We start from the raw sequence: 23995 nt of genomic DNA, 5'->3' as shown, positions 1-23995 counted from the left end.
CAGCCCATCCTCGTCGTGCCGCGGAACGGCGCATCGCCAATGCGGTCTGCGGTCATTGCAATTCCTCTTTCGTCGCAGGTGCACAGCAGGCGGCGACGGCGGCAGCCGGCGCGCAGATCTGAGGGTTTCCGCTGCAGCAATCCTCCATCAGGAAGCGGATCAGGCCGCCCAACGCCTCGTAATTGGCGGTGTAGATGATCGAGCGGGATTCGCGTTGTTGCGTAATCAGGCCTGAGCGTTCGAGCTCCTTCAGGTGGAAGGAAATATTGGACGGCGAGACCTCCGCCTTCTCCGCGATTGCACCTGCCGCCATGCCATTGGGGCCAGAGACCACGAGCATGCGGACGATGTGCAGGCGAGTCTCTTGCGAGAGAGCACCGAATGCGACGAGGGCTTGACGTTGATCCATATTTCAATGATCCTTGAATTATTGAAATGAGGATTAGCTGATATGAACGCGATCGACAACGGAAAAATTCAAGAGGACGACATCAACCTTGGCCTGCTGCTCAATACGCTCGACGGCGAAAGGGACGCGCCGCTGGTTTTCTATTATGACGGCCGGCCGGTGAAGCCTGGTTATCATATCACCGAGGTCAAAGCGGGCCAGTTCTCGGCCCTCGATTGCGGCGCCAATCCTGAGGCCTGGACGGAGATCTTCATCCAGCTCTGGGACATCGAAGAGGGCGACCGCACACACATGCCGGCCGGCAAGTTCCAGGCGATCATCCGCAAGGTTACCGACCACGTGCAGCTGGATGGTTCGGCGAAGCTGACCTTCGAAGTCAGCGATGGCGTGCGCCCGATGCAACTCTATTGCGCGGCGATGCCGATTCTCAGCGCTGGAACCGTCCATGTTTCGCTTTCGCCACGGCCGGCAAGCTGCAAGCCGCGCGACCGCTGGCTGGCAGAGGAAAACAGCAAGGCGGCGGCCTGCTGTGGGCCGCGAACGGCAACGCGCGGCTGCTGCGCGTAAGGGACACATGATTGTGCGGCAGGGCAGCGCGGGATCGTATTGACTGACCGCCAGTCAGTCATATAAATGGAGGCTGTCGGTTTGATGCCGGCGCCGCCCGTTTCACACCCGGAGATCGCAATGAGCGCAGACCCTGTTGAACTCTCTGTTCCGATACAAAGCCAGCGTTGACGATGAGCTTCTCGATGCCTTGAATGCGCTCGGGCTGAGGCGCGATCTGGCGACTTTCGCTCAGCCCTTCGTGTGCTCAATCACGCCCATCTCGTCGATCGTATTTTCGTCGCCAATCTTCAGCGACTCAATCATTCCTACGCGGCGAGCTGGAGCAGCGAAGCGCCGCCGTTGGCGCAGCTGTCGTCCGATATCCGGGAAACCGACCGTTGGTATACCGACTATACCTCGCGTATAACGCTTCCGGAAATGGAGGAAGTCATAGACTTCACCTTCACCGATGGTGGGCGCGGGCGCATGTCCCGCGAAGAGATGCTGGCCCATGTGGTGACGCATGCCGGTTATCATCGCGGTGAGGTCGGTCGCCTGCTGCCAGAAATCGAGAGCACCGCCATGCGCGACGTTTTTACCGGCTACCTGCACAGGACCGATCCCACGCGCCGTCAATGAGAGTGGAGCAGCGTGTCGATGCCGGCCGATCCTGTTTCTAAACCGAGAACCAAGCCTCCCGAGGAGCGACGCGACGAGCTGATGACCGCGGCCGAACTGCTGTTTCTGGAAAAGGGTGTGGAGCAGACCACGATCGAGGAGATCACGACGGGGGCGGGGGTCGCCAAGGGCACCTTCTACCTGCACTTCTCCTCGAAGGCTGATGTTCTCCAGGCGCTGCGCGCCCGTTTCGTGCAGGGCGTGCTGGATGGCATCGTCGCGGCGGTCGAAGGACGGAGACAAGAGGATTGGCGCGGGAGACTGGCGGCCTGGTCCATGGCGTGCACCACCGGCTATCTCGACGCGGCCGGGCTGCATCATCTCGCCTTCGTGACGGCACCTCCCGCAACAAGGGAAGGGCTTTCGCGCAACATCCTGATCGACCATCTGAATGAATTGCTTGCCGCTGGCGCTGGCGAGAATGCCTGGTCGATCGACGATCCCGGCTTCACGGCGGTCTTTCTGTTCAATGCCCTGCACGGCGTGGTCAATCAGGCCGGCATCGGCGAGACGCCCTCGGCCCGTGCCGAATTGCTGCGTGCGATCGAGGCGCATTTCCTGCGCGCGCTGGGTTTGCCGTCAGGCATTGATTGAGGGCTGGGCATTCCACCATCTCAGCACCCGCATAGCCCGGAGCGTCACCCATCGCGACGGCTTGCCTTGCCCGTCGTCGATCTCGAACCACACCCGACCTGCAGGGCTCCCGTCCAGCTGCCAGCTGCCGTCCTGAAGGCGTCTGGAACGCAGGTGCTCGATCGCCTCGCCGAGACGCGGATCGGGATTATTGCCGGTCAGGATCGCGCTGGAGCGGAAATAGTCGAGCGCACGCAGAATGTCGTAGCGCCAGCGGTTCGGGTGCAGGAAGTGCAGGAAGCGCTCGTCGGCCGGCTCGCCGGTGCCGAGGCGGCGGAAGAGGTTGCGGGCCAGCAGAAACTCCTCGCCCGTCCTACGCGCCTCTTGAGACCGATGCGTGCCGCCGGTCGACCTCTCGTATTCCAGCAAGCCTTCCAGCACGTTGATGGTGCTGGCGAAAGATGAGCGGACAGAGCCATTGATCCGCTCGCAGTTCCAGCCGCCGTCGTCGAGACGCTCGCCGGCCAGCCTGTCGACGATGGGCGAGACGTCAATCCCGAAATAGGCGCCATCGGCAATTGTGCGGCCGTTGATGCACTCCTCGACTTCGCCTTCCCAGTAGGGCTGGCCGCCTTCTTCCCAACGGGCGTTGGCGCCGATCAATTCGACGGTGCGCCTGGCGCACCCGCAGGCGGGATCGAGACCGAACTCCCTCAATTGCGACAGCGAGAAAGTCGTGGCCGTCCACGGCTGGCCACGCTCCTTCCACTCGCGAGCGTCGAAACCGGCGGGCAAGAAGGCGCCGCCCGCCCACTGCCCGTCCTCGTCCTGGCAGGAGAGCAGCCTGGCGCCCCAACCCTCGGTCTCGACTTTGGCCCGCTCGGCCATCCATTCCCTATCTGGGGCATCGAGCAGGTCGCGCATCACCTGCCACCGGATCGACGGATCGGAGTCGAGAAGCCATTCGATCACCGGGTCGGATTGGATCATGGGGCGAACCTGTCGGCGGATCGGGTCGATGGCTCGTTTATAATCGCTTCGGCTGAGCAGTACCACCCGGACAGGCCCACGGGAAATCGTCTAAATCCGACGTGGTCGCGTCAGGCGCTGGCGCTTGCGAAGCCGTGGCCGGACTATGCCAAGGAAAGCACGAAGCTGAAGATCAAAATGCTCGGTTCGACCTATAATGCGACGGTTGTCGGCGAAAGCCCGCTCGATGCCTGGGAATGCGGCGCTTCGCGCCTGATTTCTTAATCATATCCGCAAAGAAATCGGAGGCGGCCCCATTGAGCCGCCTCTTCGTTTAGAACTGGGCGCGCCGATTAATAATTATTCAAATCAATTGATGTATCAGTTTGATCAGGGGACAGATTTTACATCAAAGGTTTGCTATGGCGTTTCTAGGTATTTCGGGGATGCAATATTCCGGGGAAATGTTTGCTGGTGCGCGTATTATTGTCGCGGAAGATTCCAACGTATTCACCTCGATGATCAGCAAACGCCTCAAGGAGCTGTTCGACATCGAGGTCGAGATTTGCCGCAGCTTCGAGGATCTGCAGGTTTCCTACGACAAGTCTTCCGATCCGATCACGCTGGCGATCTCGAACATCAATCTGCCCGGCGCCGAAAACGGCGAAGCGCTCGAATATCTGGTCGATCTCTCCATACCCACAATCGTCTTTACCGGCACCTTCCATGAAAGCATGCGCGACAAGCTGATGGCCAAGGATATCGTGGACTATATCCTCAAGGACAATATCTTTGCCGTCGACCTGCTGGCGGAATCGATCTGCCGCTTCCTCACCAATCACCGCCACCACGTGCTGATCGTCGATGATAGTGCGACCGCGCGCGCCCTGCTGTCGAGCCGGCTGAAGCGCTACAATTTTCGTGTCAGCGTCGCCGAGAGCGGCGGCAAGGCGCTGGAGATCCTGAAGGCCAACCGCGATATCGGCCTGATGATCACCGACTACAACATGCCCGACATAGACGGCTTCGAACTGACGCGGCGCATCCGCGCCAGCATCGGCTCGCACGAGCTGCGCATCATCGGTGTTTCCTCCTCCTCGAACCGGCTGCTTTCGGCGCGATTCCTGAAGGCCGGCGGCAATGATTTCATGCTGCGTCCCTTCATTGACGAGGAGTTCTATTGCCGCGTCAACCAGAACCTCGATACGCTGCTGCAGATTCAATCGATGCGTAAGGAGCGGGCGGTTGCCTGACGGCTCTTCCCGTATCGGTATCGCCAGGGGAGCGGATATCACGCTCGGGGACAGTCGTCGAATTTCTGCAATTACAGGTAATGTCGCTATTATTTGTCCCCTTCACGCGCACAGGCCTCTCGGTTATCGTCCCCGCCGGGGAGAGGGCCGAGTCGAGCCCATCGGACGGATCGGGGAGTAGGAGCTGTGGCTTTTCAAGCGGATTTCCAGCGGGATGGTATCGGGCTGCGCTCCGGCGGGCTCAAGATACTTCTGGTTGAAGATTCCCGGATGTTTTCCGCCGTGCTCTGTCACCGATTCCAGACGGAGCTCGGCCTTGCCGTCAAATCCTGCCCGTCGCTGAAAGCTCTTCGCAAGGAACTTGCTGACGACGGTCACGGCTACACCATGGCCGTCGTCGACCTCAACCTGCCGGATTCGCCCTATGGTGAAGCGCTCGACTGCACGATCGAGCACGATATCCCGGCAATCGTCTTCACGGCGACATTCGATCTCAACACGCGCAACAAGATCATGGAGCGCAATGTCATCGATTACGTGCTGAAGGACAATGAATTCGCGCTCGACAATCTGGTCGCCACCGTCCGGCGGGCGATCTCCAACCGCAAGACGCGGGTGCTCGTCGTCGACGATGTCGTCTCGGCACGCCAGGTGCTCGTCGACCTGCTCAAGGCACAGCAATATCTCGTCGTCGAGGCAAATTCGGGGCTCGAGGCGCTGGCGGCGCTCGAGGCCTACAGCGATATCGAGCTCGTCGTCACCGACCACCATATGCCCGATATGAGCGGCTACGAGCTGACGCGGCGCATTCGCCATCGCTTCGGCTCGGACAGGCTGCGTGTCATCGGCGTTTCCTCCTCCAACGACCGCATGCTTTCGGCGAGTTTCCTCAAGGCCGGCGCCAGCGATTTCGTTTACCGGCCCTTCGTTGCCGAGGAGCTGCAATGCCGCATCGCCAACAATGCCGAAACGCTGGCGCAGATGCGGCAGCTGAGGGCGGCGGCGGCCTGCGACTACCTGACCGGCCTCTATAACCGCCGCTATTTCTACGACAACGGCCCGAAGCTGGTGAACGAGTGCCTGCGGCTGAAGGTACCGAGCTCCGTCGCCATTCTCGATATTGACCATTTCAAACGGCTGAATGACACCTATGGCCACGAGATCGGCGACAAGGTGCTGAAGGCTGTCGCAAACAGGCTGTTTACGATCTTCGAGGGCAGCGACAATCTTCTGTCGCGCCTCGGGGGCGAGGAATTCGCCATCCTCTTCCCGCAGATGGATTCCGCTGCCGCGACCAAGCTCTGCGACGAGATCCGCTCGGATATTTCGCGGCTGAAGGTCACGGCCGATGATGAGGAACTCGGCGTCACGATTTCGATCGGCATTGCCGAGATCGGCGGTTACGAGACCTTCGAGAATTACCTCAACGCCGCCGACCAGTTTCTCTACATGGCCAAACACCGGGGCCGCAACCAGGTCTATTCCGACGCCAGGATGACGGAAGAGGCGGCGCAATAGCGCCATCCGAAGGGCAGAGCCAAGCCGCCGCCTTTCATATCAGGCGGCAGATGGCCGTCTTATCATCTCAAGCGGCGACCGTCTTTTATTGTCTCAGGCGGCGACTGTCCTATATTGTCTCAGGCGGCGACGGCCTGGCGAGCGGTCGCCATGGTCATCTTGCGCTCGGCGCGCTCCTGCTGCGGTGAGCGATGGTAGAGTTCGCGATAACACTTGGAGAAGTGCGAGGCCGAGACGAAACCGCAGGCGACGGCGACCTCGACGACGGGCATCGAGGACTGCACCAGGAGGTGGCGCGCACGGTCGAGGCGGATTTCCAGATAGTAGCGGGCCGGCGAACGGCCCATCTCCTGGCGGAACAGCCGTTCGATCTGGCGACGGGAGAGGCCGGCGCCGTCGGCGATCTCGATCAGCGACAGCGGCTCGGCGAGATTGCCTTCCATCAACTCGATGATCGACAGCACCTTGGCGTTCTGCACGCCGAGGCGGGCGCGCAGCGGCAGACGCTGGCGGTCGTGCGGGTTGCGCACGCGGTCGGTCAGGTGCTGCTCGCAGATGCGGTTGACGAGGCTTTCGCCGAAATCCTCGCCGACGAGGTTCAGCATCATGTCGAGCGAGGCGGTGCCGCCGGCGCAGGTATAGAGATTGCCGTCGATCTCGTAGAGATCGGCATAGACCTCCGCCTGCGGGAAGGCTTCCGAAAAGCCCGGCAGGTTTTCCCAGTGGATGGCGCAGCGCTTGCCGTTCAGGAGACCGGCCTGGGCAAGCACATGCGCGCCCGTACAGAGGCTGCCGACGGCGACGCCGCGATTGTAGCATTCACGCAGCCAGGCATTGACCGATTTGTTGTTGAACTGCTCGACATCGATGCCGGAACAGACGAGCACCATGCCCGGCCGGTTTTCGCCGCCGAGATGGCGGCGCTCCTCGGCAAGCGAGGAATTGGCCTCGACGCCGATGCCGCAGGAGGAATAGACTTTTTCCCCATCGACGGAGGTCAGTCGCCAGGTATAGGCCTGATAACCGAGCATGCGATTGGCGATGCGCAAGGTGTCCACGGCCGCCGAAAAGGGCAGCATGGTGAATTGCGGTACCATAAAGAAGACCAGCGAACGCTTCTTGATCTGCATCCTGTTCATAGCGAAATCCATGCTCGAGGGACGATGACACATTCGTTGCGCGGAATGCGTCGCGCCGATGTCCTGAAAGCGACACTGGCATGGAAAAATGCGGCCGGGAAGAGCAAATATGCGACATCGGCCACGATTTGGCCGATCAAACTGCCGGAATGGCTGCGGATAGGGCTGATGACGGGCTGATAGGCGACTGAAATTCAAGACTGAAAAGGGCTTGGGAATGGACGGTCAGGCCACGAAAAAGGCGGCGTTGCGCAAAGCAGACGCCGCCCTTATCTTGGGTGGAATGTCGCATTCATTACAGCCGGCTGATGTTCATTGCGCTGTCGTTGAAATTTCGTCAAAAGGCATGCGGGAAGCACACCTGGCGCTGCATGACCCACGCCAAGATGGTGCAGTGTTTCCTGAAGAGTATTCTAGTCGGAGCTTTCACAACGACTCGTCGCATTTAATCCAAAAGGCAGCATTGAATGAAGGACCTCGCTTTTCAGGGCACGTGGCGAGCATATCAGCAGAAGATACTTGATGATCTTGCAAATCTCATAGGCGATGACGGATTGCATATTGTCGCGGCACCCGGCTCCGGTAAAACGGTTTTAGGTCTTGAAGTGATGTGCAGGCTCGGCGAGGCGACTTTGATTCTGGCTCCGAGCAAGACCATCCGGGACCAATGGGCGCATCGGCTGCGCACGATGTTCCTGCCCGCCGACCTTGCGGAACCGGAGTGGATTTCCCACGATGTGAGAGCGCCCGGAACCGTCACGATCATCACCTATCAAGCGCTGCATGCGGCGTTCTCGGGCCATCCGTCCGAAGAAGAAATCCTCGACTGTGAAGATGAGGGCAGCGGCGGGGCGGAATCCGGCGAACCAGGCAAGCAGGAAACGGAGAAGGCGAGAAAGAAAATCATCGCGAAGCTGCGCGAGGAGAAGGTTCGCACCCTTGTGCTCGATGAAGCGCACCATCTTAGAAACGAGTGGTGGAAGGCGCTGACGATGCTCAAGGAAGCACTAGGCCAAACCACTGTCGTCGCGCTGACAGCTACGCCTCCTTATGATGTAGATCCTCAGGAATGGGACCGCTATCAGGCGCTTTGCGGGCCGATCGACGGTGAAATTTCCGTGCCGGAACTTGTGTTGCAAGGCGATCTTTGCCCGCATCAGGATTATGTCCACTTCAGCCTGCCGAGTGCGCTGGAAGCACAGAAGTTGGCCGAGTTTCGCGCGCAGATCGGAGACTTCATCGAAACGCTGCTTGAGACTGCAGAATTCAAAGAGGCAATTCTGCGCCATCCATGGATTACGCAGCCGATCGAGAATGTGGAGCATATACTGGACGATGCACGCTTTTTCTCCAGCATGCTCATCTTCCTGAATTCACAATATGTCGACCTGCCGCAGTCGACTCTCGACATTCTCGGCGTCAAGGCGCGTGAAATACCGGATCTGACGGTTGAATGGATAGAGGTATTGCTGAACGGCGTTATCTACACCTATCGCAATGATTTCGAAGAAGCTGAACAGGCAATCCGCTGCCAGCAAGACAGGCTGAGGGAAATTAGGGCAGTGGAGCACAGCAGAGTGCGACTGACTGATCCACGATCGGTTCAGAAGGTGCTGGTATCAAGCGCGAGCAAGCTCAACGCGATCGTCGATATTTCCCGGCTCGAAAGCGCGTCGATGCGTAACGAACTCCGTATGGTTATCCTTTCCGACTATATAAGGAAGGATGCGCTGCCCACTGCCCCCGCGGACCTTCAGCCCATCGAGAGAATGGGCGTCGTGCCAATCTTCGAGACGCTGCGGCGGTCCGAACTTGATCTCAAGCTTGGAATTCTGACCGGGAGTCTGGTTGTCATTCCGGCGGGGTCAAAAGGAATTCTTGACGAGATCGCAGACCGTCTTGGCATAGGTGCAGAACATATCCGTTATCAGCAGACGGCATTCGATGCCGGCTTTCTGAGCGTGGAACTTGGCGGCGAGCTGAGCCGCAATATTGTCCATATGATCACTGAACTGTTCAGTCGCGGCGGGATCACGGTCCTGGTCGGCACCCAGGCTTTGCTGGGTGAAGGATGGGACGCACCGTCCGTAAACACTTTGATTCTGGCAAGTACGGTGGGATCATACGTGCTCTCCAATCAGATGCGCGGTCGTGCCATTCGCATCGATCCTCGAAGCCCTCAGAAGGCCGCGAACGTCTGGCATCTGGCGGTCATCGACCCTGAAAAGCTCGAGCAGAGAATACCGCTGCGCTTCGGGAGGAAATCGACCGACAGAAAAGCGCCCGATCCCTATGACACCATGACAATAGACCTGGGCAGCGACGTCGATGCGCTAAAACGCCGATTTTACGCGTTTGAGGCTTTGTCCTTCGGCGAGCCTCCGCTGATCCAAAGCGGTTTTCAACGATTGATGCTGGGTACTGCCAAATGGAATGCGCGCGGTATTGATGACATCAACAAAATGATGGAACGCAGGGCTGCAGACCGCAAATCACTGAAATCCCGCTGGCATAGCGCGCTGCACAGCAAACGCGCCGTTGCGAGGATGCAAGAAACATTGGAGAGCAACTATGCCCCTAAGGGGCTAGTTAACTGGAATACGACAAAGTTTCTGTTTGCGCACAGCGCCGCGCTCGCCGGCATGATCTTGAACGGATTTTTGCACAGCTTTCGCGTTACGCACATCCGATCGCTCCAACAACTGGAGTTGGTCCTGTTCGTTATGTTCGCAATACTGGCCATCTTCTGCTTGCCGGGCGCACTCAAAGCTAGTTTGTTGTTGCTGCGGAACGGCTCCCTGGAAGGGAGCATGAAGCAAGTGGGAATAACCGTTCTGGAGACGCTGCATCATATGGGCGTCATAAGGACCGAGTTGGGAAAAGTGAGTGTCGAGGCGACGCTCGACCAAAACGGCATGATTTACTGCCGGCTTGAGGGTGCCACGACAATTGAGCGGTCCCGCTTTCTCGACGCTCTACGGGAAGTCCTCATTCCCCCACAGAATCCCCGCTACATTCTCGTCAGGTCGTCAAAATTCTGGCGGCTGAACCGGGTGGATTATCATGCAGTACCGTCGATCATCGGCCGGAAAAGGGAGGATGCCATATATTTCGCCCAGCTGTGGAATCGTTACGTCGGTTATTCGGAACTTGTATACACGCGCAGTGCCCAGGGTCGCCTGAAACTGCTCCAATTCCGCGCGAAGTCATTCGCTTCCGCGTTTACAAGGAAAACCGATAGAATTAGCCGGTGGGAGTAATTGGGAAAGCCTGATGCGCTCCCCACTTGCCGCGGCGCGTTTGCGCCTGATGTGCAGTTGCGGGGCCATCCAATGCCGGAAGGCGAGCGACAATCGACAAGTAGATTCGGGAATTCGGAAGACGAAAAAGGCGGCGTTGCGTAGTGCAGACGCCGCCCTTATCTTGAGAGGGATGTCGCATTCATTACATGGTCCGGTGTTTGCTGTCGTCCGTGCTCGGCCAGCCGATGTCCTTGCGGATGTCGAAGGGCATGGCTTCGATTTCACGAGCCGTCTGCCAGCGTGTCCAGGCGAGGGTGAGCTTGCGGGCATAATGTGCCAGATCGAAGCGGCCTTGGCCGGAGGTGAGGGACTTACCACCACCGCGATAGGTGAGCGTGGTCATTTTCCGGTTCCTTTCTAGGGTCAGGGGCATGGTCGTCAATGGGAGGTTCGTCCATGTCCATAATCACAATATGGGCCTTGGGAACTCATCATTCAAACGAATAGAACTTATGGATAACATCAGAGATATTGAATGATGGCGGTGCGCCCGCTAGTCCCGCTGGAGGCCACTATAGGGTCGGTCATCCTCATGGGCCTCCTGGCTTTCCGTGCAAGGAGATCTGCGGAGCGGAGCATAATACCGAAAGGAGTGTGCTGTTTTCGGACGACGTCATGCTCTGTTTGATTTAGTGGGCGGCGGATCAGACCGGTGACGAGTATCGCGCTGGCGATCGAGACGACTTTGCCGGAGGCGATGATAGTGGCCGTGATGCCGACTCGCGAGCCTTCTGCGAGCCACTCAGCGCGGGCATACGTCCCAGAAGCCCGTCGTCTTGTCGGGTGAGGTGTAGTACCAGCACTGACCGGACTGAGGCGGCGTACCTGCCAATGAAACGGCGGCAGCTCCGGCGACGAAGCCGATGGCGGCGCCTGCGGCGATGGCGGTACCCGGACGCCAGTAGCGGCGAGGGGTCACCACCACGACGCCGCGCCGGACGGGCGGCCGAACGGCAGGACTGGTGCGTCCGACCGCAGCGCATCCGCGCGGTCCGCAAGCCGCAGCGCCGCAGCCCCTCGGGCCGCAGGCCGCAGCGCCGCGACGGGCTTCGGCCGTCGCCGGTACGAGGAGGGGCGCGCAGACCGTCATCAGCACGGCAAGTGTCGCAAGCACATGCGATAGGTTGACCGGGAACTTCATTTCATTTCCTCCCATTGCTTTCGTGTCTTGTTTAAGGGCCTGAAGAATGCCGCGCTCAGGCCGGGTTCGTGGCGCTCGCCGCACTATGCGTCGCGAGCGTCTGCTGGGCAGCGGCGGCAACAGCGTCGTCCTTTCCGCCCGAGACCTGGACGGTTGGCACGGCGAGCTTGATGCCGTTTTCGTTGAACGCCTGATGGATCATCCGCAGGGCGCGCCGCTTCAGCGTGAACTGCTGGCCCGGAAGCGTCATGACCTTCATCCGCAGGAGCAGGCCGGAGTCACCCAGGCTGTCGATCCCCTGCATTTTCAGCGGCTCGATCGTCGTCGGTTTGAATTCCGGATCCTCGAACAGTTCCAGGCCGATTTTCTTGATGATCTTGCGGGCCTTCTCGATGTCGGAATCGTAGGTGATGGTGATAGTCATCTTCTCGATCACCCAGTCGCGGCTCATGTTCTGGACTGCTCCGAGCTCGCTGAAGGGGACGATGTAGACGGCGCCGCGGTGGTGCCGGAGCTTGATGGATCGCAAACTGAAGGACTCGACGGTGCCCTTGTAGCTGCCGCTCTGAATATATTCGCCCACCCTGAAGGCGTCGTCGAGCAGGTAGAACATCCCGCTGATCACGTCCTTGACCACGGTCTGCGCACCAAAGCCGATGGCGACGCCAACTACGCCGGCACCGGCGATCAATGGGCCGATTTCCACACCGAGCGATGACAGCGCCATCATGATCGCGATGGCGACGAAGAGGATCATGAGGAAATTGCGAAGGATCGGCAGCAGGGTCCTGAGACGCGTGCGCCGCCGCTCCCGTTCGCTGCCGACTTCAAGGACGGCCTCGGTGTCGCCCAGCTTGCGATCGATCAGCACTTTCACCACATTCCAGGCGAGATCGACAACCAGGAGAATGATCCCGGCGCTGAAGAGACCGCGCACGAGGCGGAGAAGCGGCGAATCCTGCATCGTCATCTGCGTCAGTCTGACGTCCAAGGCGTCCGCAAGCAGAACGATCGCACCGACGATCAGCGCCGCCCTTATGCCGCGCTCGATAATCACCGAAGCGACGGTGCTTCTTTGCTGGCCGTCCTCCTGGTCCGCGGAAGAGTGCAGGATATTGTTAACCGACGCCTTGGTGAGGGCGATGGCGCCGGGCAACGCCGCGCAGACCACCGCGATCCAGAACAGCTTCATGGCTCCCACCACCCACAGCAGCCAGACGCCAGCGAAATAGACCGTCCAGAGCCAGTTCCGGGCGCGTAGTCCGATCCGGCTGGCTTGGCCGGCAGACAATCCGGACGGGCGTCTCCAAACGGCTTCGATGCCGATGACGAGCAGCACGAGGCCAAGCGAATAGGCGACCAGTTGCCGGGCCGGGTCGGAAAAGCCGAGAGTGCCGAGCAGGCGGATGGTCACCCAGCCAAAGGCATACCAGCCGACGAGATAGCCCAGGCGTTTCGCCCAGTGGCGGGCGGCATCCTTCGTGATCGGGACGACACGGAATCGACCCTCTTCCTCTGCCCGGGGCGCGAGAAGCACGTCGAAAAGCGCGCTCGCCAGGCGGAAGACGACGATCGCGAAGAGATAGCCGACGACGATCTCCCGGATAACAGGCGGCCATTGGAACAGCAGGAAGAAGCCGATGCTGCCAAGCCCGAAGGAGAGGACGTAACATGCCGCCCACAGAAGCCTCGCGGCCAGTGCCACCACCCTCTCGCGGACCGTGGCAAAGGGCGCGCGCGCCATCCATGCGCGCCAGCCGGCGCTGATCCACCAGAACAGCAATTGCGCGGCCAGACCGACAGCGACGAAGGCCGCGACCAGGAAGATCGGCCTCGTCCCGCCATTCGCCTGGACGTCCTGGTTGAGTATGCCCGCACCACGCATCGTCTCCGAAGGAAAAGACTTGATAGCCCCGAGAAGGCCGGAAACGTGGACACGGAACCGCATCGCGAATTCCGAGAATGAAGGGTCGGCGTTCGGGGTTTCCAAGGGCGGTTTCGCCGCAGCCTGGGCTGCTTGGGACTGCTGTTGCAGGAAGCGCTGGACGTCAGGATCCGAGAACATCCCAATGAAGCGTTGAACGCTTTCAGGCTGCGCGTTCGCAGGCGTCACGCTCTGAGCCACGGCAATGGAGGCACAAAGGAGAACGGCCGCCAGGGTGGCCGCCGTGAGAAGCGATCTAACCATGCGGATCTTGGAAACTCGTGGCATTGTCTATCCTGATCTTTGTGAACTGTCAGTTGCCAATTCCTGAACCGCTATTGCCTGCACGACTCCTTCGATCGGCCTCCGGCAGTGCAGTCGGGCGCCCGCTGCTGTTTGCCCATAGGACCCGTGAGGCCGCTGACCTGGCCGGCATAATTATCTCTGGTGTCGGCATCGACGACTGCGACCGGGGCGGCAAGGATCAGGCCGGCTGCGCTGCCCGCTGCGGCGGCCGTGCTCGTTGTTGCGGCAAGGATCTTGTCCCCGAGCCCGACCTTGCTGTCAGTAAGCGTCTGGCCGTCGGAAATCCGCGCTCCGATCAGCTGAACAACCTCGGGCGATTCTGCAAATTTCCCGTGGTTCAGTCTGTCGCCCGCTTTGACTTTGGTGAGGTCGATCACCGTGATCTGGCTGTCGGCCAGTTCCTTCTTGAAGGGAGCCTGCTCGGGATCGATGGCGCCGAGTCTCGCGACGTCACCCCATACCCTGCGGGATACTGCGAGCGCGCGGTCATCTCGCGAGACGAACAAGGTGAACTGCGGATGCTGCTTGCCCATGTCGACGATCTGCTGGCGGAAGACATCGACATCCACGTCGGGCGAGGCCAGCATCACATTCTCGAACTTGGCAGGGAGGCGGCCGTTGCGGATCGCCATCTGGCGAAGCGCTTCCAGCGCCAGCCAGTTCCCCATGGAATGCGCGAGGATGGACACCTCCTTCACTTCAGGATCCCTGGCGAGATATTGGAAGAGCATCTCCAATGCGTTGCGCGTGTAGTTCGTGCTCTCCCTGTCATATCCGTATGCAAGCAGACTGCCGCGCGACGGCCATGTCACGAGCACGGGAGCACTATGGACGCCGGAATCCTTGACGATCTGAGCGAAGCGATAAACGGAGTCTTCGAAGCGGTTGTTGAAGCCGTGGATGAACACCAGCACGCTGCGGTCGTGGCTCTTCCTGACCGAGGCGCTCAGCCATTTCTTGGCGTCGTCGCGCGTGATCTCGTCGGCTTTCAAGGTTGCGAAATCGGTTGCGGGATTGGATGGAAGCCTCTTCGGCCAGGCGACTTCGCCGACCTTTCGGACGTTTGCAGGGGGGATGGATACGGTGATGTCGGCAAAGGCCGGGGCGAGTGCGCGCTCGCCTGTAAACATTTCGCCCCGTATCGTGGAGCGGCTGCGCGTCGTGGTCACTAGCATGTCGACCTTGGTGGAATTCGGCGCGCTGTCGGCAACGGGGATGAGCACATTCTTCGGGTGGCCGCCACATCCGACCAATACGCAGAGCAGCAGGAGAGCCAAGATCCATTCCAGACCTGGGTAAAGTCTCGGTTGAATTCGGCCATCATGACATCTTGCTGTGCTCACTGCGGCTGCTCCTCATAACTCTGCCGAGTTCAAGCAGGCCTCGACGCCGCACGCCGCGGCGGTCGAAGTCTGCACAAGGCCAGACTACGCGAAGATCGGAGACGTTACCCGTATAATCGGGGTATGTTACGCAGAGACAGTGTCAGCGGGGTTGCAGATCCGAGAAGGTGGGAGCAGCCGACGCCGATTTATCGGGCACCGCCGCTCCCGCCTCGCGAACTGGCATCCGGACCTTCAACCCGGACGACAATTGGGACGTGACTGCTGATTGAACACGGTCGCGCGTGTTGGGAACCAAGTCTGCTCCACCTCGTTGCCGCTTCGTACCTGACAATGATGCAAAGGAGGAAACGATGATTTCCGCAGAGCAGATCCGTGAACATATGGAAGTGCGGGCTGCCGACGGCACCCATGTCGGCACAGTCGATCATCTCGACGGCCCCACGCGCACCAAGCTGACGAAGCTCGATTCGGAGGACGGCAAGCACCACTTGATCCCGATCGATTGGGTCGATCACGTGGATGCTCACGTCCATCTGTCGAAGAACGCCAGGGATGTTCGAAGCCAGTGGGCCACCATCAACTGACAGCCGGTCGGCTGCGGCTTGCGGGCCGCAGCCTCCTTAGAACAGGATAGTTAGAGCATGATGACTTTGACGCCGGCCACCGCCCGTTCAAGCGATAGGAGATCGATATGCCAGCCAAGTCCAGGGCCCAGCAGAAGGCCGCAGGCGCCGCCCTCTCGGCCAAGCGCGGCGAGACACCCAAGAGTGAACTCAAAGGTGCCTCGAAACAAATGGTCGAATCCATGAGCGAAAAGCAGCTCGAAGAGTTCGCCTCAACCAAGAGGAAGGGCAAACCCCAGCACGTTTCGAAATGAGGGTGCCGAGCACCGCCATGTGTTGCTGAACGTTTCCGCCGCTTAACAGCTACGGGGCGGTGACCTTGAAAGCGGGCTGCCTCTGCCGCCGGCGCCGGCCGCCTATCAACCGAGATTGGCGGTTCGTCCGCGGTCGGTGTATGGTTCCGACAATCGTTTCGCGGCAATTGCCCATCAGCTAGAAGAGCGCATCGCGCTAAAACGGAGTCCGAGATTGGCCGTCGCTTTTACCAAGGAAGAGAGTTTCGAAACCGCTTCGGAAACCCTGCGTCCGATTTCGGCGCATCCGAACCTTGTTACGGAAGCAGGACTGAAGGCTCTCGAGCTGCGCTTCAAAGAGGCTCGCGAGGCCTATGATGGCGCGAGCACCATCGACGACGTGAACGAACGGCGGCGGCAGACAGCCAATCCCTTGCGTGATCTTCGCTACTTAGCCGCAAGACTTCGCACCGCCCAGCTCGTGCCTGACCCTACGTCAATCGACACCGTCGCCTTCGGCAGCACGGTGACTTTCCGCCGTGACGACGGGCGCGTGCAGACCTATCGTATCGTCGGAGAGGACGAAGCCGATCCCAAGGCCGGATCGATTTCCTACGTTTCCCCGGTGGCGCGGTTGCTGATGGGCAAGGCTGTCGGCGATTTGGTGGAGACAGGCGGCCAGGAACTGGAAATCATCGCCATCGCATAGGAACGCGCTATTTGCGTAGCCATCCCCGTTATTTTGGTACTATCCGGTACTTTATTTATCGAGCCTTTACCATCCGTGGCTAGAACGATGACATTCCACCATCGAAAGTCATGCTCATGGTCAGCGCAATTTCCAGTTCTGCATCCACCATTTTGAGTTCAGCCGCTACAATCTCGTCTTCCAGTTCGTCGGATCAGCTTGCCTCTCTCGAGGCACAGCTTGCCGAAAAGAAGGCAGCCCTGTCGGAAACGCAGGACGAGCAAGAGAAGGCCACGATCGAAAAATCCATCGATAYGCTGGAAGCGAAGATTGCCAAGCTCGAAGCGAGCGAGAGCAGCCAAACTCAGGCGTCTGCTGCATCGAAGCCTGCCGGTGACGCTCCGAAAGAATTTTCCGGCGAAAGCGAGCGTATCGGCACGACGAATTTTGACGAGACCAGTGAGTTCGGCAGCCGCACGGCTTACGTTTGATAAAAGCGACCCGGTTCTGCTGCATTCTTGAGTGACGCGTCAAAGACGGCGCTTGGCCACTGTGACGACTTCGCGCGTCAGATCCGCCAGGCGATCGGCGGCGAGGCGGTTTATCTGCCAGTAGAGCGGGACATCGAGCGGTGTGTCGGGCACCAGCTCGACCAGCCGTCCGGACGCGAGATGCTCGCGGGTCAGCTGGGTCGGGTTCATCCCCCAACCCATGCCCGAGAGGCTGGCTTCGACGAAACTTTGCGGCGACGGCAGCCAATGGGTAGGATAGTCGAGATCGCGTCCGAACATCCGCCGCACCCAACTGCTTTGTAACCTGTCCTTCTGATTGAAGGTCAGCGCCGGGGCGTTGCGGATTGCCTCTGATGTCACGCCATGCGGAAAGTGCCGTGCGACGAAATCGGGCGTTGCGGTTGCGTGGTAACGCAGAATGCCGAGTGCAAAACGTCGGCATCCGCGGACCGGCTTTTCCAGGCTGGTGACAGCGGCGATCACCCGCCCGCGCTGTAGCCATTCGGCGGTGTGGTCCTGGTCGTCGACGGCGACGTTCAGCAGATAGGAAGAGCTCCTGGCGAAACTCGACATGGCCTCGACGAACCATGTCCCGAGGCTGTCGGCGTTCGTCGCGATTTGAAGCGTGACCCTTTGGCGAGGTTCGTCGGGATCGATGAGGGCCGGCAGCTGCCCGAAGAGTTCTGCTTCGAGCATGCCGACATTCTCCATATGGCGGCAGAGCCATTCTCCCTTTTCCGTCGCCGTGCACGGCGTGCCTCTGACGATGAGGACGACGCCGAGACGCTCTTCGAGCTGCTTCACGCGCTGCGAAATGGCCGACGGGGTCACGCTCAGGACGGTCGCGGCTCTCTCGAAGCTGCCTGTCTGGACAATGGTTGCGACGGCACGAAGTGCGGGATAGTCGAGCATGGATTAGTTTCACTTAATCTAGGTAAGTCAGATTAACTAGCCTAATTCTCCCAATCGCGATAGCGCAACCTTACCGAAATGAGGGGCGTCGGCCGAAGAGATGAATTTTTCGATCTATATAACCGGCTTGATGATGGGCCTCAGCCTGATTGTCGCCATTGGCGCGCAGAACGCCTTCATCCTCCGCCAAGGCTTGCGAAACGAACATATCTTTGCCGTCTGCCTCGCATGCGCGGTATCGGATGCCGCGCTGATCGTACTTGGTGTGACCAGCCTCCAGCAGATCGCCAGGTTCATGCCCTGGCTCGACCCGGTCATGCGCTATGGCGGAGCCGCATTTCTGGTCTGGTACGGGGCAAGAAGCCTCTATTCCGCCTTGCGGTCGTCCGCTGCTCTGACGGCCGGGGAAGCAAAGTCGTCGAGTTTTCGGCAGACGCTGGCGACCTGCCTCGCACTCACCTGGCTCAATCCCCACGTCTATCTCGACACGGTCGTGCTGCTCGGCACGATATCGACGCGATATCCGGGAGAGCAGGTTTCCTTTGCGGCAGGGGCGGTGACGGGTTCCTTCCTGTTCTTCTTTTCGCTCGGATATGGCGCAAAGCGGCTGCGGCCGATCTTCTCGAAACCCTCATCCTGGCGCATGCTGGAAACGCTCGTCGCTTTCACGATGTGGATCATAGCGTTCAAACTGCTGGGCGGGATGTGATCGGCGTTCGACCGTCGATCATCCGCTGCGGCGCAAGTCGAGTAAGACGTTGCGAGTTGGCCCGGCATCGATGTGCCCAGATCCTGAGCGGATTCAAAGGGATGAAGCGTCTCTACCGCGTCCCATCGCACGCGCGGCGCTCCGGGACGGTCAACTCTAGCTCGCGCTGGCAATCTGCCAGCAGATGTGGCGGAAAGCGCCTTAGCTCTCGGAGCGCATGCTCATGGTTCGCATCCCTGCGCCTCTGCGACTTGAATGCGGAAAGGGCCTGTACGATATTCCAGATGTTTGTTTGAGGCATGTCGGGCCTCCTTTGCTGCATTTAGCTGCCGACGCCCGAAATATGAGGGTCAATTGACATTCAATCAAACAAAATGATATGGGGTTATGAATCAGAAAAATTGAAAGATGCGACGATGAGCATTCCCTTTCGCCGTCCCATTCCGCTGCTTGATAACGAGGTGCTGCGTACCTTCGTGGCTATCGCAGAGACAGGCAATTTTTCCACCGCCGCAGAGGCGGTCTTCCGCACGCCATCGGCGGTGTCGATGCAGATCAAGAAACTTGAAGAACAACTGGGGGCAACACTGTTTCTGCGCGACGCCCGCTCGGTATCGCTGACGCGCCACGGCGAGATGTTGCTGTCCTACGCGCGCAACATCCTGGCGCTGTCGAACGAGGCGGTGTCGCGCTTCATCATGCCCGAGCTTAGCGGCGTCGTGCGGCTCGGCGCGCCTGAGGATATCGGCGAACGGCTGCTGCCGAGCATCCTGAAGAGTTTCGCCGAGAGCTATCCCGGCATCATGGTCGATGTGACGATCGACATGAGCATCGGACTGAAGAAGCGCATGGAGGAGCAGCGGCTCGACCTCGCGTTGATCAACTGTGCGACACGGCCGTTTCCGACGGGCGGCGAGGTCGTGTTCCGCGAGCGGCTGGTCTGGGCTGGCGCCAGGTGCGGTTCGGCGCATCGCCGAGATCCCCTGCCGATCTCGATCTGGGAGGATGGCTGCATCTGGCGCCAGGAGGCGCTCTCCCAACTCGAACGCAACAAGCGGCATTATCGCGTCGCCTATCTCAGCGGCCACACGATGGCGCAGCGCGCCGCCGTGCTTTCTGATCTCGCCATCGCGCCACTGCCGCTGTCCTATGTCAACGAGGACATGGCGATCCTCGGGCCTCAGGAAGGGCTGCCGGAACTCGGCGCCTTCGATATCCGGCTGCTAACCGCCTCGCAGGTGTCGGGGCCGATCGAGACGGTGGCCGACAGCATTCGCGGCGCCTTTGCCGAGAGAGCAAAGGCGGTCGCCGCCTAATCCCCGAAAATCCGATTCGATTTTCGCAAAGGATTATGCGCGGATAGTCTGACAGGTATCCTTCTAGCCGGTGAACCTTTTGGTTTGTCGTGCGTTATCGGCGCGGACGGCAATTGTCGCCGTTCGGGGTTGATTTCAAACAAGGATATCCGAGATGACGACAACGGCCAAAATTGCCGCAGCCTTGATGGTTCTTCTTGCCCTTTCCTCCTGCGGAAACACGATCCGCGGCATAGGAAAGGATACAGCAAATACCGTGAACGCCACGCAGGATGCCGGCCGCTCAGTCGACCGCGCCGCGAAGAAGTAACGACCGTTCAGATCGCTGCCATAATCGCCGGATCAGGTGCTGACCGGAGTCGGATCATCCTAACGGATGACCGGGGCCGGACCATCCTAACGGAGGACCGGGGGATAAACCTTTTCCAGCCCGCCGGATCGGTCGAGACCGGTCCGGAAGGCTTGGTAGGCGGGATGTTGGCTGGAGCGGGCGGTTTCCATCAGTCGGATCTGTAACCGGTCCGGCGCCTGGGTTCCGAGCCAAATTCCCAGATTTTCGAGCTTCAGCGAGTTCAGGAAACGCGATCCGGCGGCAAGATCGAGATGGCGGCGCAGGCCGTCGAGCAGGTTGTCGTCCTGGGCGGCGTTTTCCATCAGTAGCCCCACATACGACTTGTCGGTCTCCGACAGCGCGGCAAGCTTTTCCGCAACGGTATCGCGGTCGGGAAAGGGAACATTGCCTGTCATCGAATCGTCCATGCTTGCTCGTGTCTTGTCGTTATAAGCTCGCCTTGACCTTCTCGGCTACATCGACAGGCACCCATTTCGTCCACAGGCCCTCGTAATTGCGAAGGAAATAGATCGCGGCATCCTCGTTGCTTTCGCGGTTTTCGTCCTGCCAGGCGAGCACCTGGTTGATCGTCTCATTGTCCCATTTGCGGGTCTTGAGATAGGTCGTGACAGGTCCGGCACGGCTGGCGAAAGACCGGGTCATCAGTGTGAAGGCGCGCGAGACCGGGTAGGAATTCAGCTGCGGCCTGGCGCAGCCGGCAACTGCGGTACAGCGGTCCCATTCGTTCTTGTTGTGGCCGACGCCGAAGCTCAGGCGCGTCATGTCATATTTGCCGAGGATGGCGGTCGGCGCCCAGTAATAACCGAGCCAGCCGACCTTGTTTTCGAAAGCGCGGGCAATCGAGGCATCCAACTGTTCGGGACTGCCGGTTTCGACAAGCTCGAAGCTTTTCTTGTCGGCAGCAAGCGCCTTGAACAGGTTGGTGGTTGATATCTGGCAGCTCCAGTCGGCGGGACAGTTGTAGACTGCGCCCTTCGATGGGTCGTCCTCGGCGGGGAAGAGCTCGGGATGTCTCAGCGCGTCTTCGACCGAGCGGATGTCGGGGTGGGCGTCGGCGATGAATTTCGGGATCCACCAACCCTCGACGGCGCCGTCAGCCAGGATTTCGGCCCCCTGCACCAGCCGGCCGCTGTTGACGGCTTGATCGAGCAGGGCCCTGACGGAATTGATCCAGTATTCCGAGGCGATGTCAGGGGTGCCTTTCTCATTCATCGAGGCAAAGGTCGGCAGGGTGTCGCCATCGACAATGGTGACGGAACAGCCGTAGCCCTTTTCCAGGATGATCTTGTCGAAGCTCGCCGCAATTCCTGCCGAGGCCCATTTCATTTCGGCGATCGAAACGGTGCCGCATTCGGCTGCTTCAGCCGGCGCAACGGTAGAAAGAGCCGCGGCAAAGACGGCCGGAATCAGAAACGTCTTCATCGTCATTCCCCGAATTCTTCTTAGGCGGACGCGCAGGCTCTGAAATCAACCGACATATATCTCTGGCACCTGAGGGGAAAACGCCTGCCGGGCGATACAGCAACAGGCTTTCCGGTTCATGGCACCGTCCGTCCTTGCGGCTCCGGCAACTCGTCGCAGGCCATGTTCAACAATGGCGCATTATGACGGAGCCTACGCGTTCGCTCGCAGAAATCAACCATCTTCTGCTCATGGTTGCGTGACTAAATGATTGAATTCGAAGAATTTATGTGAAGATCCCGAAAATGGCGCCCCTGGGCGAAATGCACGCTCTTCGCGATCGGCGGCGGATCTTCGGCAGAAATTTCGACGAGAATGTCAAAAAAGATCAAAATTAACATTTGCGTAAGCCTTCAATAACCCTCCGGTAAGAATGTGCCGTTATCAGTTGGGTCGTGGCAGCAATGACCGCCGCTTCTCTGGTTCAGGTAGTGCGTACCGGAGAAAGCGAGCTTCGCCGTGTAGGGGCGAAGACGCCTGAGTTTTCGGCAAACCGCGCAGAGCCAAGGCCATGCGCGGTTTTCGCGTTTGCGGCACGGAACTTTGGGGCAAGTCTTGACCCGGGATTACCGCCTATTGTAGGCCTCGCCTGAACGAGAGGCGGATGCGGGCCACCATGCCAAGAGCGATCATGCTGCAGGGAACCGGCTCCGATGTCGGCAAGACGGTTCTGGTTGCAGGCCTCTGCCGGCTGGCGGCCAATCGCGGGCTGACGGTCCGGCCGTTCAAGCCCCAGAATATGTCGAACAATGCGGCGGTCGCCGATGACGGCGGCGAGATCGGCCGGGCGCAGTGGCTGCAATCGCTGGCCGCGCGCACGCCATCCTCGGTGCACATGAATCCGGTGCTGCTTAAGCCGCAATCGGAGAATGGCAGCCAGATCATCGTGCAGGGCAGGGTGTTCGGCCAGGCGAAGGGGCGCGACTACCAGCGGCTGAAGCCACAGTTGCTCGGCGCCGTGCTCGAGAGCTTCGAAAAAGTGGCTGCGGGCGCCGACCTCGTTATCGTCGAGGGTGCCGGATCGCCGGCAGAGATCAATCTCAGGGCCGGCGATATCGCCAATATGGGCTTTGCGACGCAGGCGGGCGTGCCTGTCGTGCTCGTCGGCGATATCGACCGCGGCGGCGTCATCGCCTCGCTGGTCGGCACGCATGCAGTCCTCGACGATGGCGACCGGGCGATGATTGCGGGTTATATCATCAACAAGTTCCGCGGCGACGTCTCGCTGTTTGACGACGGCATCCGCGCCATCGAGGGCTTTACCGGCTGGCCGTGCTTCGGCGTCGTGCCGTGGCTGCCGGGTGCGGGACGCCTGCCGGCCGAAGATTCGGTCGTGCTCGAACGGCTGGCGAGGGGCGGGACGGGCGCGCTGAAGATCGCCGTGCCGGTGCTGCCGCGCATCGCCAATTTCGACGATCTCGATCCGCTGAGGACCGAGCCGGATGTCGAGCTGGTGTTCGTGCGATCAGGCGAGCGGATACCTGCCGATGCGAGCCTCGTTGTGCTTCCCGGCTCGAAATCGACGATATCGGATCTCGCCGACTTCAGGGCTGAGGGCTGGGACCGCGATCTCAAGGCGCATGTCAGGCGCGGCGGCCGGGTGATCGGCATCTGCGGCGGCTACCAGATGCTCGGCCGGACGGTGCATGATCCGCTCGGCATCGAGGGCGGGACGCACGAGACGCCGGGGCTTGGGCTGCTCGACATCGAGACCGAGATGGCGTCGGAGAAGACCGTGCGCAACAGCCAGGCTCGCTCGACCGAATATGGCGCGCCGCTTGCCGGCTACCAGATCCATCTAGGCATCACCCGCGGCCCGGATTGCGATCGGCCTTCGGCGATCATTGACGGCGCGCCCGACGGCGCGCTGTCGGCCGACGGTCGGATCATGGGCACCTACCTGCACGGGCTCTTCGGCAGCGATGCCTATCGCGCCCGGCTGCTTCAAAGCTTCGGCCTATCAGGTGGGCGGAGGAATTACCGCGAGAGCGTCGAGCAGGCGCTCGACGACGTCGCCGGGGAGTTGGAACGCCACCTCGATCCACGCTGGCTGGCCGAACTGCTCGGCTAAGCCGGATGCGT

25 protein-coding genes and 1 pseudogene are annotated in these 23995 nt (G+C 60.1%); 15 read left to right on the top strand and 11 right to left on the bottom strand.

Annotated features, from left to right (window positions below; genetic code table 11):
- Nucleotides 1-52 precede the first annotated feature (52 nt).
- On the bottom strand, nucleotides 53-409 hold the full coding sequence (locus AC1D2N_RS06075; protein WP_018242433.1) for an ArsR/SmtB family transcription factor: 357 nt from the start codon (nucleotides 407-409) through the stop codon (nucleotides 53-55).
- Between the two features lie 42 nt (nucleotides 410-451).
- On the opposite strand from AC1D2N_RS06075, the gene AC1D2N_RS06070 reads away from it, so the two are divergent.
- The 3 genes and pseudogenes from AC1D2N_RS06070 (at nucleotide 452) to AC1D2N_RS06060 (ending at nucleotide 2230) form a co-directional block, all read left to right on the top strand.
- Nucleotides 452-976 (top strand): DUF6428 family protein, encoded by a 525-nt coding sequence (locus AC1D2N_RS06070; protein ID WP_018242432.1) that lies wholly within the window; start codon nucleotides 452-454, stop codon nucleotides 974-976.
- Between the two features lie 133 nt (nucleotides 977-1109).
- Nucleotides 1110-1597: pseudogene (locus tag AC1D2N_RS06065) on the top strand (DinB family protein).
- Nucleotides 1598-1615: 18 nt separating this feature from the next.
- Nucleotides 1616-2230, top strand: coding sequence for a TetR/AcrR family transcriptional regulator (locus AC1D2N_RS06060; protein ID WP_018242430.1), 615 nt, complete (start codon nucleotides 1616-1618; stop codon nucleotides 2228-2230).
- Here AC1D2N_RS06060 and AC1D2N_RS06055 read toward each other — a convergent pair.
- Complete coding sequence (locus tag AC1D2N_RS06055) at nucleotides 2216-3199, bottom strand: hypothetical protein (RefSeq protein WP_018242429.1); 984 nt, start codon at nucleotides 3197-3199, stop codon at nucleotides 2216-2218. The two genes, AC1D2N_RS06060 and AC1D2N_RS06055, sit on opposite strands and share 15 nt — an antisense overlap.
- A gap of 401 nt (nucleotides 3200-3600) precedes the next feature.
- Here AC1D2N_RS06055 and AC1D2N_RS06050 point away from each other — a divergent pair, with 401 nt between their 5' ends.
- The gene (locus tag AC1D2N_RS06050) at nucleotides 3601-4431 is read left to right on the top strand and encodes a response regulator (RefSeq protein ID WP_032980464.1); all 831 of its coding nucleotides are present in this window, start codon (nucleotides 3601-3603) and stop codon (nucleotides 4429-4431) included.
- Between the two features lie 186 nt (nucleotides 4432-4617).
- Nucleotides 4618-5949, top strand: a complete 1332-nt coding sequence (locus tag AC1D2N_RS06045; RefSeq protein ID WP_018074553.1) for a diguanylate cyclase — start codon at nucleotides 4618-4620, stop codon at nucleotides 5947-5949.
- 119 nt (nucleotides 5950-6068) lie between these two features.
- Here the strand turns inward: AC1D2N_RS06045 and AC1D2N_RS06040 are convergent, their stop codons facing one another.
- Entirely contained in the window at nucleotides 6069-7088 is a 1020-nt protein-coding gene (locus tag AC1D2N_RS06040) for a GlxA family transcriptional regulator (protein WP_018242426.1), read from the bottom strand.
- Between the two features lie 217 nt (nucleotides 7089-7305).
- On the opposite strand from AC1D2N_RS06040, the gene AC1D2N_RS06035 reads away from it, so the two are divergent.
- Complete coding sequence (locus AC1D2N_RS06035) at nucleotides 7306-7611, top strand: hypothetical protein (protein WP_245493210.1); 306 nt, start codon at nucleotides 7306-7308, stop codon at nucleotides 7609-7611.
- Complete coding sequence (locus AC1D2N_RS06030) at nucleotides 7556-10348, top strand: DEAD/DEAH box helicase family protein (RefSeq protein WP_130729089.1); 2793 nt, start codon at nucleotides 7556-7558, stop codon at nucleotides 10346-10348. The genes AC1D2N_RS06035 and AC1D2N_RS06030 overlap by 56 nt, the downstream gene beginning before the upstream one ends.
- Nucleotides 10349-10532: 184 nt before the next feature.
- Here AC1D2N_RS06030 and AC1D2N_RS06025 read toward each other — a convergent pair whose 3' ends face one another.
- The 4 genes from AC1D2N_RS06025 to AC1D2N_RS06010 all read right to left on the bottom strand — a co-directional run bounded on the left by AC1D2N_RS06025 (nucleotide 10533) and on the right by AC1D2N_RS06010 (nucleotide 15104).
- Nucleotides 10533-10733 (bottom strand): hypothetical protein, encoded by a 201-nt coding sequence (locus AC1D2N_RS06025; RefSeq protein WP_018447267.1) that lies wholly within the window; start codon nucleotides 10731-10733, stop codon nucleotides 10533-10535.
- Nucleotides 10734-11132: 399 nt separating this feature from the next.
- Entirely contained in the window at nucleotides 11133-11531 is a 399-nt protein-coding gene (locus AC1D2N_RS06020; RefSeq protein WP_018242420.1) for a hypothetical protein, read from the bottom strand.
- Nucleotides 11532-11586: 55 nt separating this feature from the next.
- Nucleotides 11587-13743, bottom strand: coding sequence for a mechanosensitive ion channel family protein (locus AC1D2N_RS06015; protein WP_130729088.1), 2157 nt, complete (start codon nucleotides 13741-13743; stop codon nucleotides 11587-11589).
- Nucleotides 13744-13790: 47 nt separating this feature from the next.
- Nucleotides 13791-15104 (bottom strand): alpha/beta hydrolase, encoded by a 1314-nt coding sequence (locus tag AC1D2N_RS06010; protein ID WP_018242418.1) that lies wholly within the window; start codon nucleotides 15102-15104, stop codon nucleotides 13791-13793.
- A gap of 353 nt (nucleotides 15105-15457) precedes the next feature.
- On the opposite strand from AC1D2N_RS06010, the gene AC1D2N_RS06005 reads away from it, so the two are divergent.
- The 4 genes from AC1D2N_RS06005 to AC1D2N_RS05990 all read left to right on the top strand — a co-directional run bounded on the left by AC1D2N_RS06005 (nucleotide 15458) and on the right by AC1D2N_RS05990 (nucleotide 17142).
- A complete protein-coding gene (locus AC1D2N_RS06005) occupies nucleotides 15458-15691 on the top strand; it encodes a DUF2171 domain-containing protein (RefSeq protein WP_130729087.1) in 234 nt (77 codons plus the stop codon).
- Nucleotides 15692-15798: 107 nt separating this feature from the next.
- Nucleotides 15799-15984: a DUF3008 family protein gene (locus AC1D2N_RS06000; RefSeq protein WP_028733115.1), complete on the top strand. Its 186-nt coding sequence runs from the start codon at nucleotides 15799-15801 to the stop codon at nucleotides 15982-15984.
- A 214-nt stretch (nucleotides 15985-16198) separates the two neighbouring features.
- The gene (greA, locus tag AC1D2N_RS05995) at nucleotides 16199-16672 is read left to right on the top strand and encodes a transcription elongation factor GreA (RefSeq protein ID WP_477980925.1); all 474 of its coding nucleotides are present in this window, start codon (nucleotides 16199-16201) and stop codon (nucleotides 16670-16672) included.
- A 110-nt stretch (nucleotides 16673-16782) separates the two neighbouring features.
- On the top strand, nucleotides 16783-17142 hold the full coding sequence (locus tag AC1D2N_RS05990) for a hypothetical protein (protein WP_477980923.1): 360 nt from the start codon (nucleotides 16783-16785) through the stop codon (nucleotides 17140-17142).
- A gap of 39 nt (nucleotides 17143-17181) precedes the next feature.
- Here AC1D2N_RS05990 and AC1D2N_RS05985 read toward each other — a convergent pair whose 3' ends face one another.
- Nucleotides 17182-18075, bottom strand: a complete 894-nt coding sequence (locus AC1D2N_RS05985) for a LysR family transcriptional regulator ArgP (protein WP_028733113.1) — start codon at nucleotides 18073-18075, stop codon at nucleotides 17182-17184.
- Between the two features lie 100 nt (nucleotides 18076-18175).
- Between AC1D2N_RS05985 and AC1D2N_RS05980 the strand changes: the two genes are divergently transcribed.
- Nucleotides 18176-18784 carry a LysE/ArgO family amino acid transporter gene (locus tag AC1D2N_RS05980; protein ID WP_032998455.1) on the top strand — a complete coding sequence of 203 codons (609 nt, stop codon included), beginning with the start codon at nucleotides 18176-18178 and terminating at the stop codon, nucleotides 18782-18784.
- Nucleotides 18785-18896: 112 nt separating this feature from the next.
- Here the strand turns inward: AC1D2N_RS05980 and AC1D2N_RS05975 are convergent, their stop codons facing one another.
- A complete protein-coding gene (locus tag AC1D2N_RS05975; RefSeq protein WP_018242412.1) occupies nucleotides 18897-19085 on the bottom strand; it encodes a hypothetical protein in 189 nt (62 codons plus the stop codon).
- A gap of 73 nt (nucleotides 19086-19158) precedes the next feature.
- On the opposite strand from AC1D2N_RS05975, the gene AC1D2N_RS05970 reads away from it, so the two are divergent.
- Together AC1D2N_RS05970 and AC1D2N_RS05965 are read left to right on the top strand one after the other, a co-directional pair.
- Nucleotides 19159-20100, top strand: coding sequence for a LysR family transcriptional regulator (locus tag AC1D2N_RS05970; RefSeq protein ID WP_018242411.1), 942 nt, complete (start codon nucleotides 19159-19161; stop codon nucleotides 20098-20100).
- Between the two features lie 154 nt (nucleotides 20101-20254).
- The gene (locus AC1D2N_RS05965; protein WP_003540537.1) at nucleotides 20255-20410 is read left to right on the top strand and encodes an entericidin domain-containing protein; all 156 of its coding nucleotides are present in this window, start codon (nucleotides 20255-20257) and stop codon (nucleotides 20408-20410) included.
- A gap of 86 nt (nucleotides 20411-20496) precedes the next feature.
- On the opposite strand, the gene AC1D2N_RS05960 is transcribed toward AC1D2N_RS05965, so the two are convergent.
- Together AC1D2N_RS05960 and AC1D2N_RS05955 are read right to left on the bottom strand one after the other, a co-directional pair.
- Nucleotides 20497-20859, bottom strand: coding sequence for a hypothetical protein (locus AC1D2N_RS05960; protein WP_197729029.1), 363 nt, complete (start codon nucleotides 20857-20859; stop codon nucleotides 20497-20499).
- Nucleotides 20860-20878: 19 nt separating this feature from the next.
- A complete protein-coding gene (locus tag AC1D2N_RS05955; protein ID WP_018242409.1) occupies nucleotides 20879-21880 on the bottom strand; it encodes a glycine betaine ABC transporter substrate-binding protein in 1002 nt (333 codons plus the stop codon).
- Between the two features lie 649 nt (nucleotides 21881-22529).
- Here AC1D2N_RS05955 and AC1D2N_RS05950 point away from each other — a divergent pair.
- Nucleotides 22530-23984: a cobyric acid synthase gene (locus tag AC1D2N_RS05950; RefSeq protein WP_130729482.1), complete on the top strand. Its 1455-nt coding sequence runs from the start codon at nucleotides 22530-22532 to the stop codon at nucleotides 23982-23984.
- Nucleotides 23985-23995 lie beyond the last annotated feature (11 nt).

It is taken from the genome of Rhizobium sp. P1_B8, from assembly GCF_056406515.1.
This window is presented reverse-complemented; position numbering and strand designations above follow the sequence as displayed.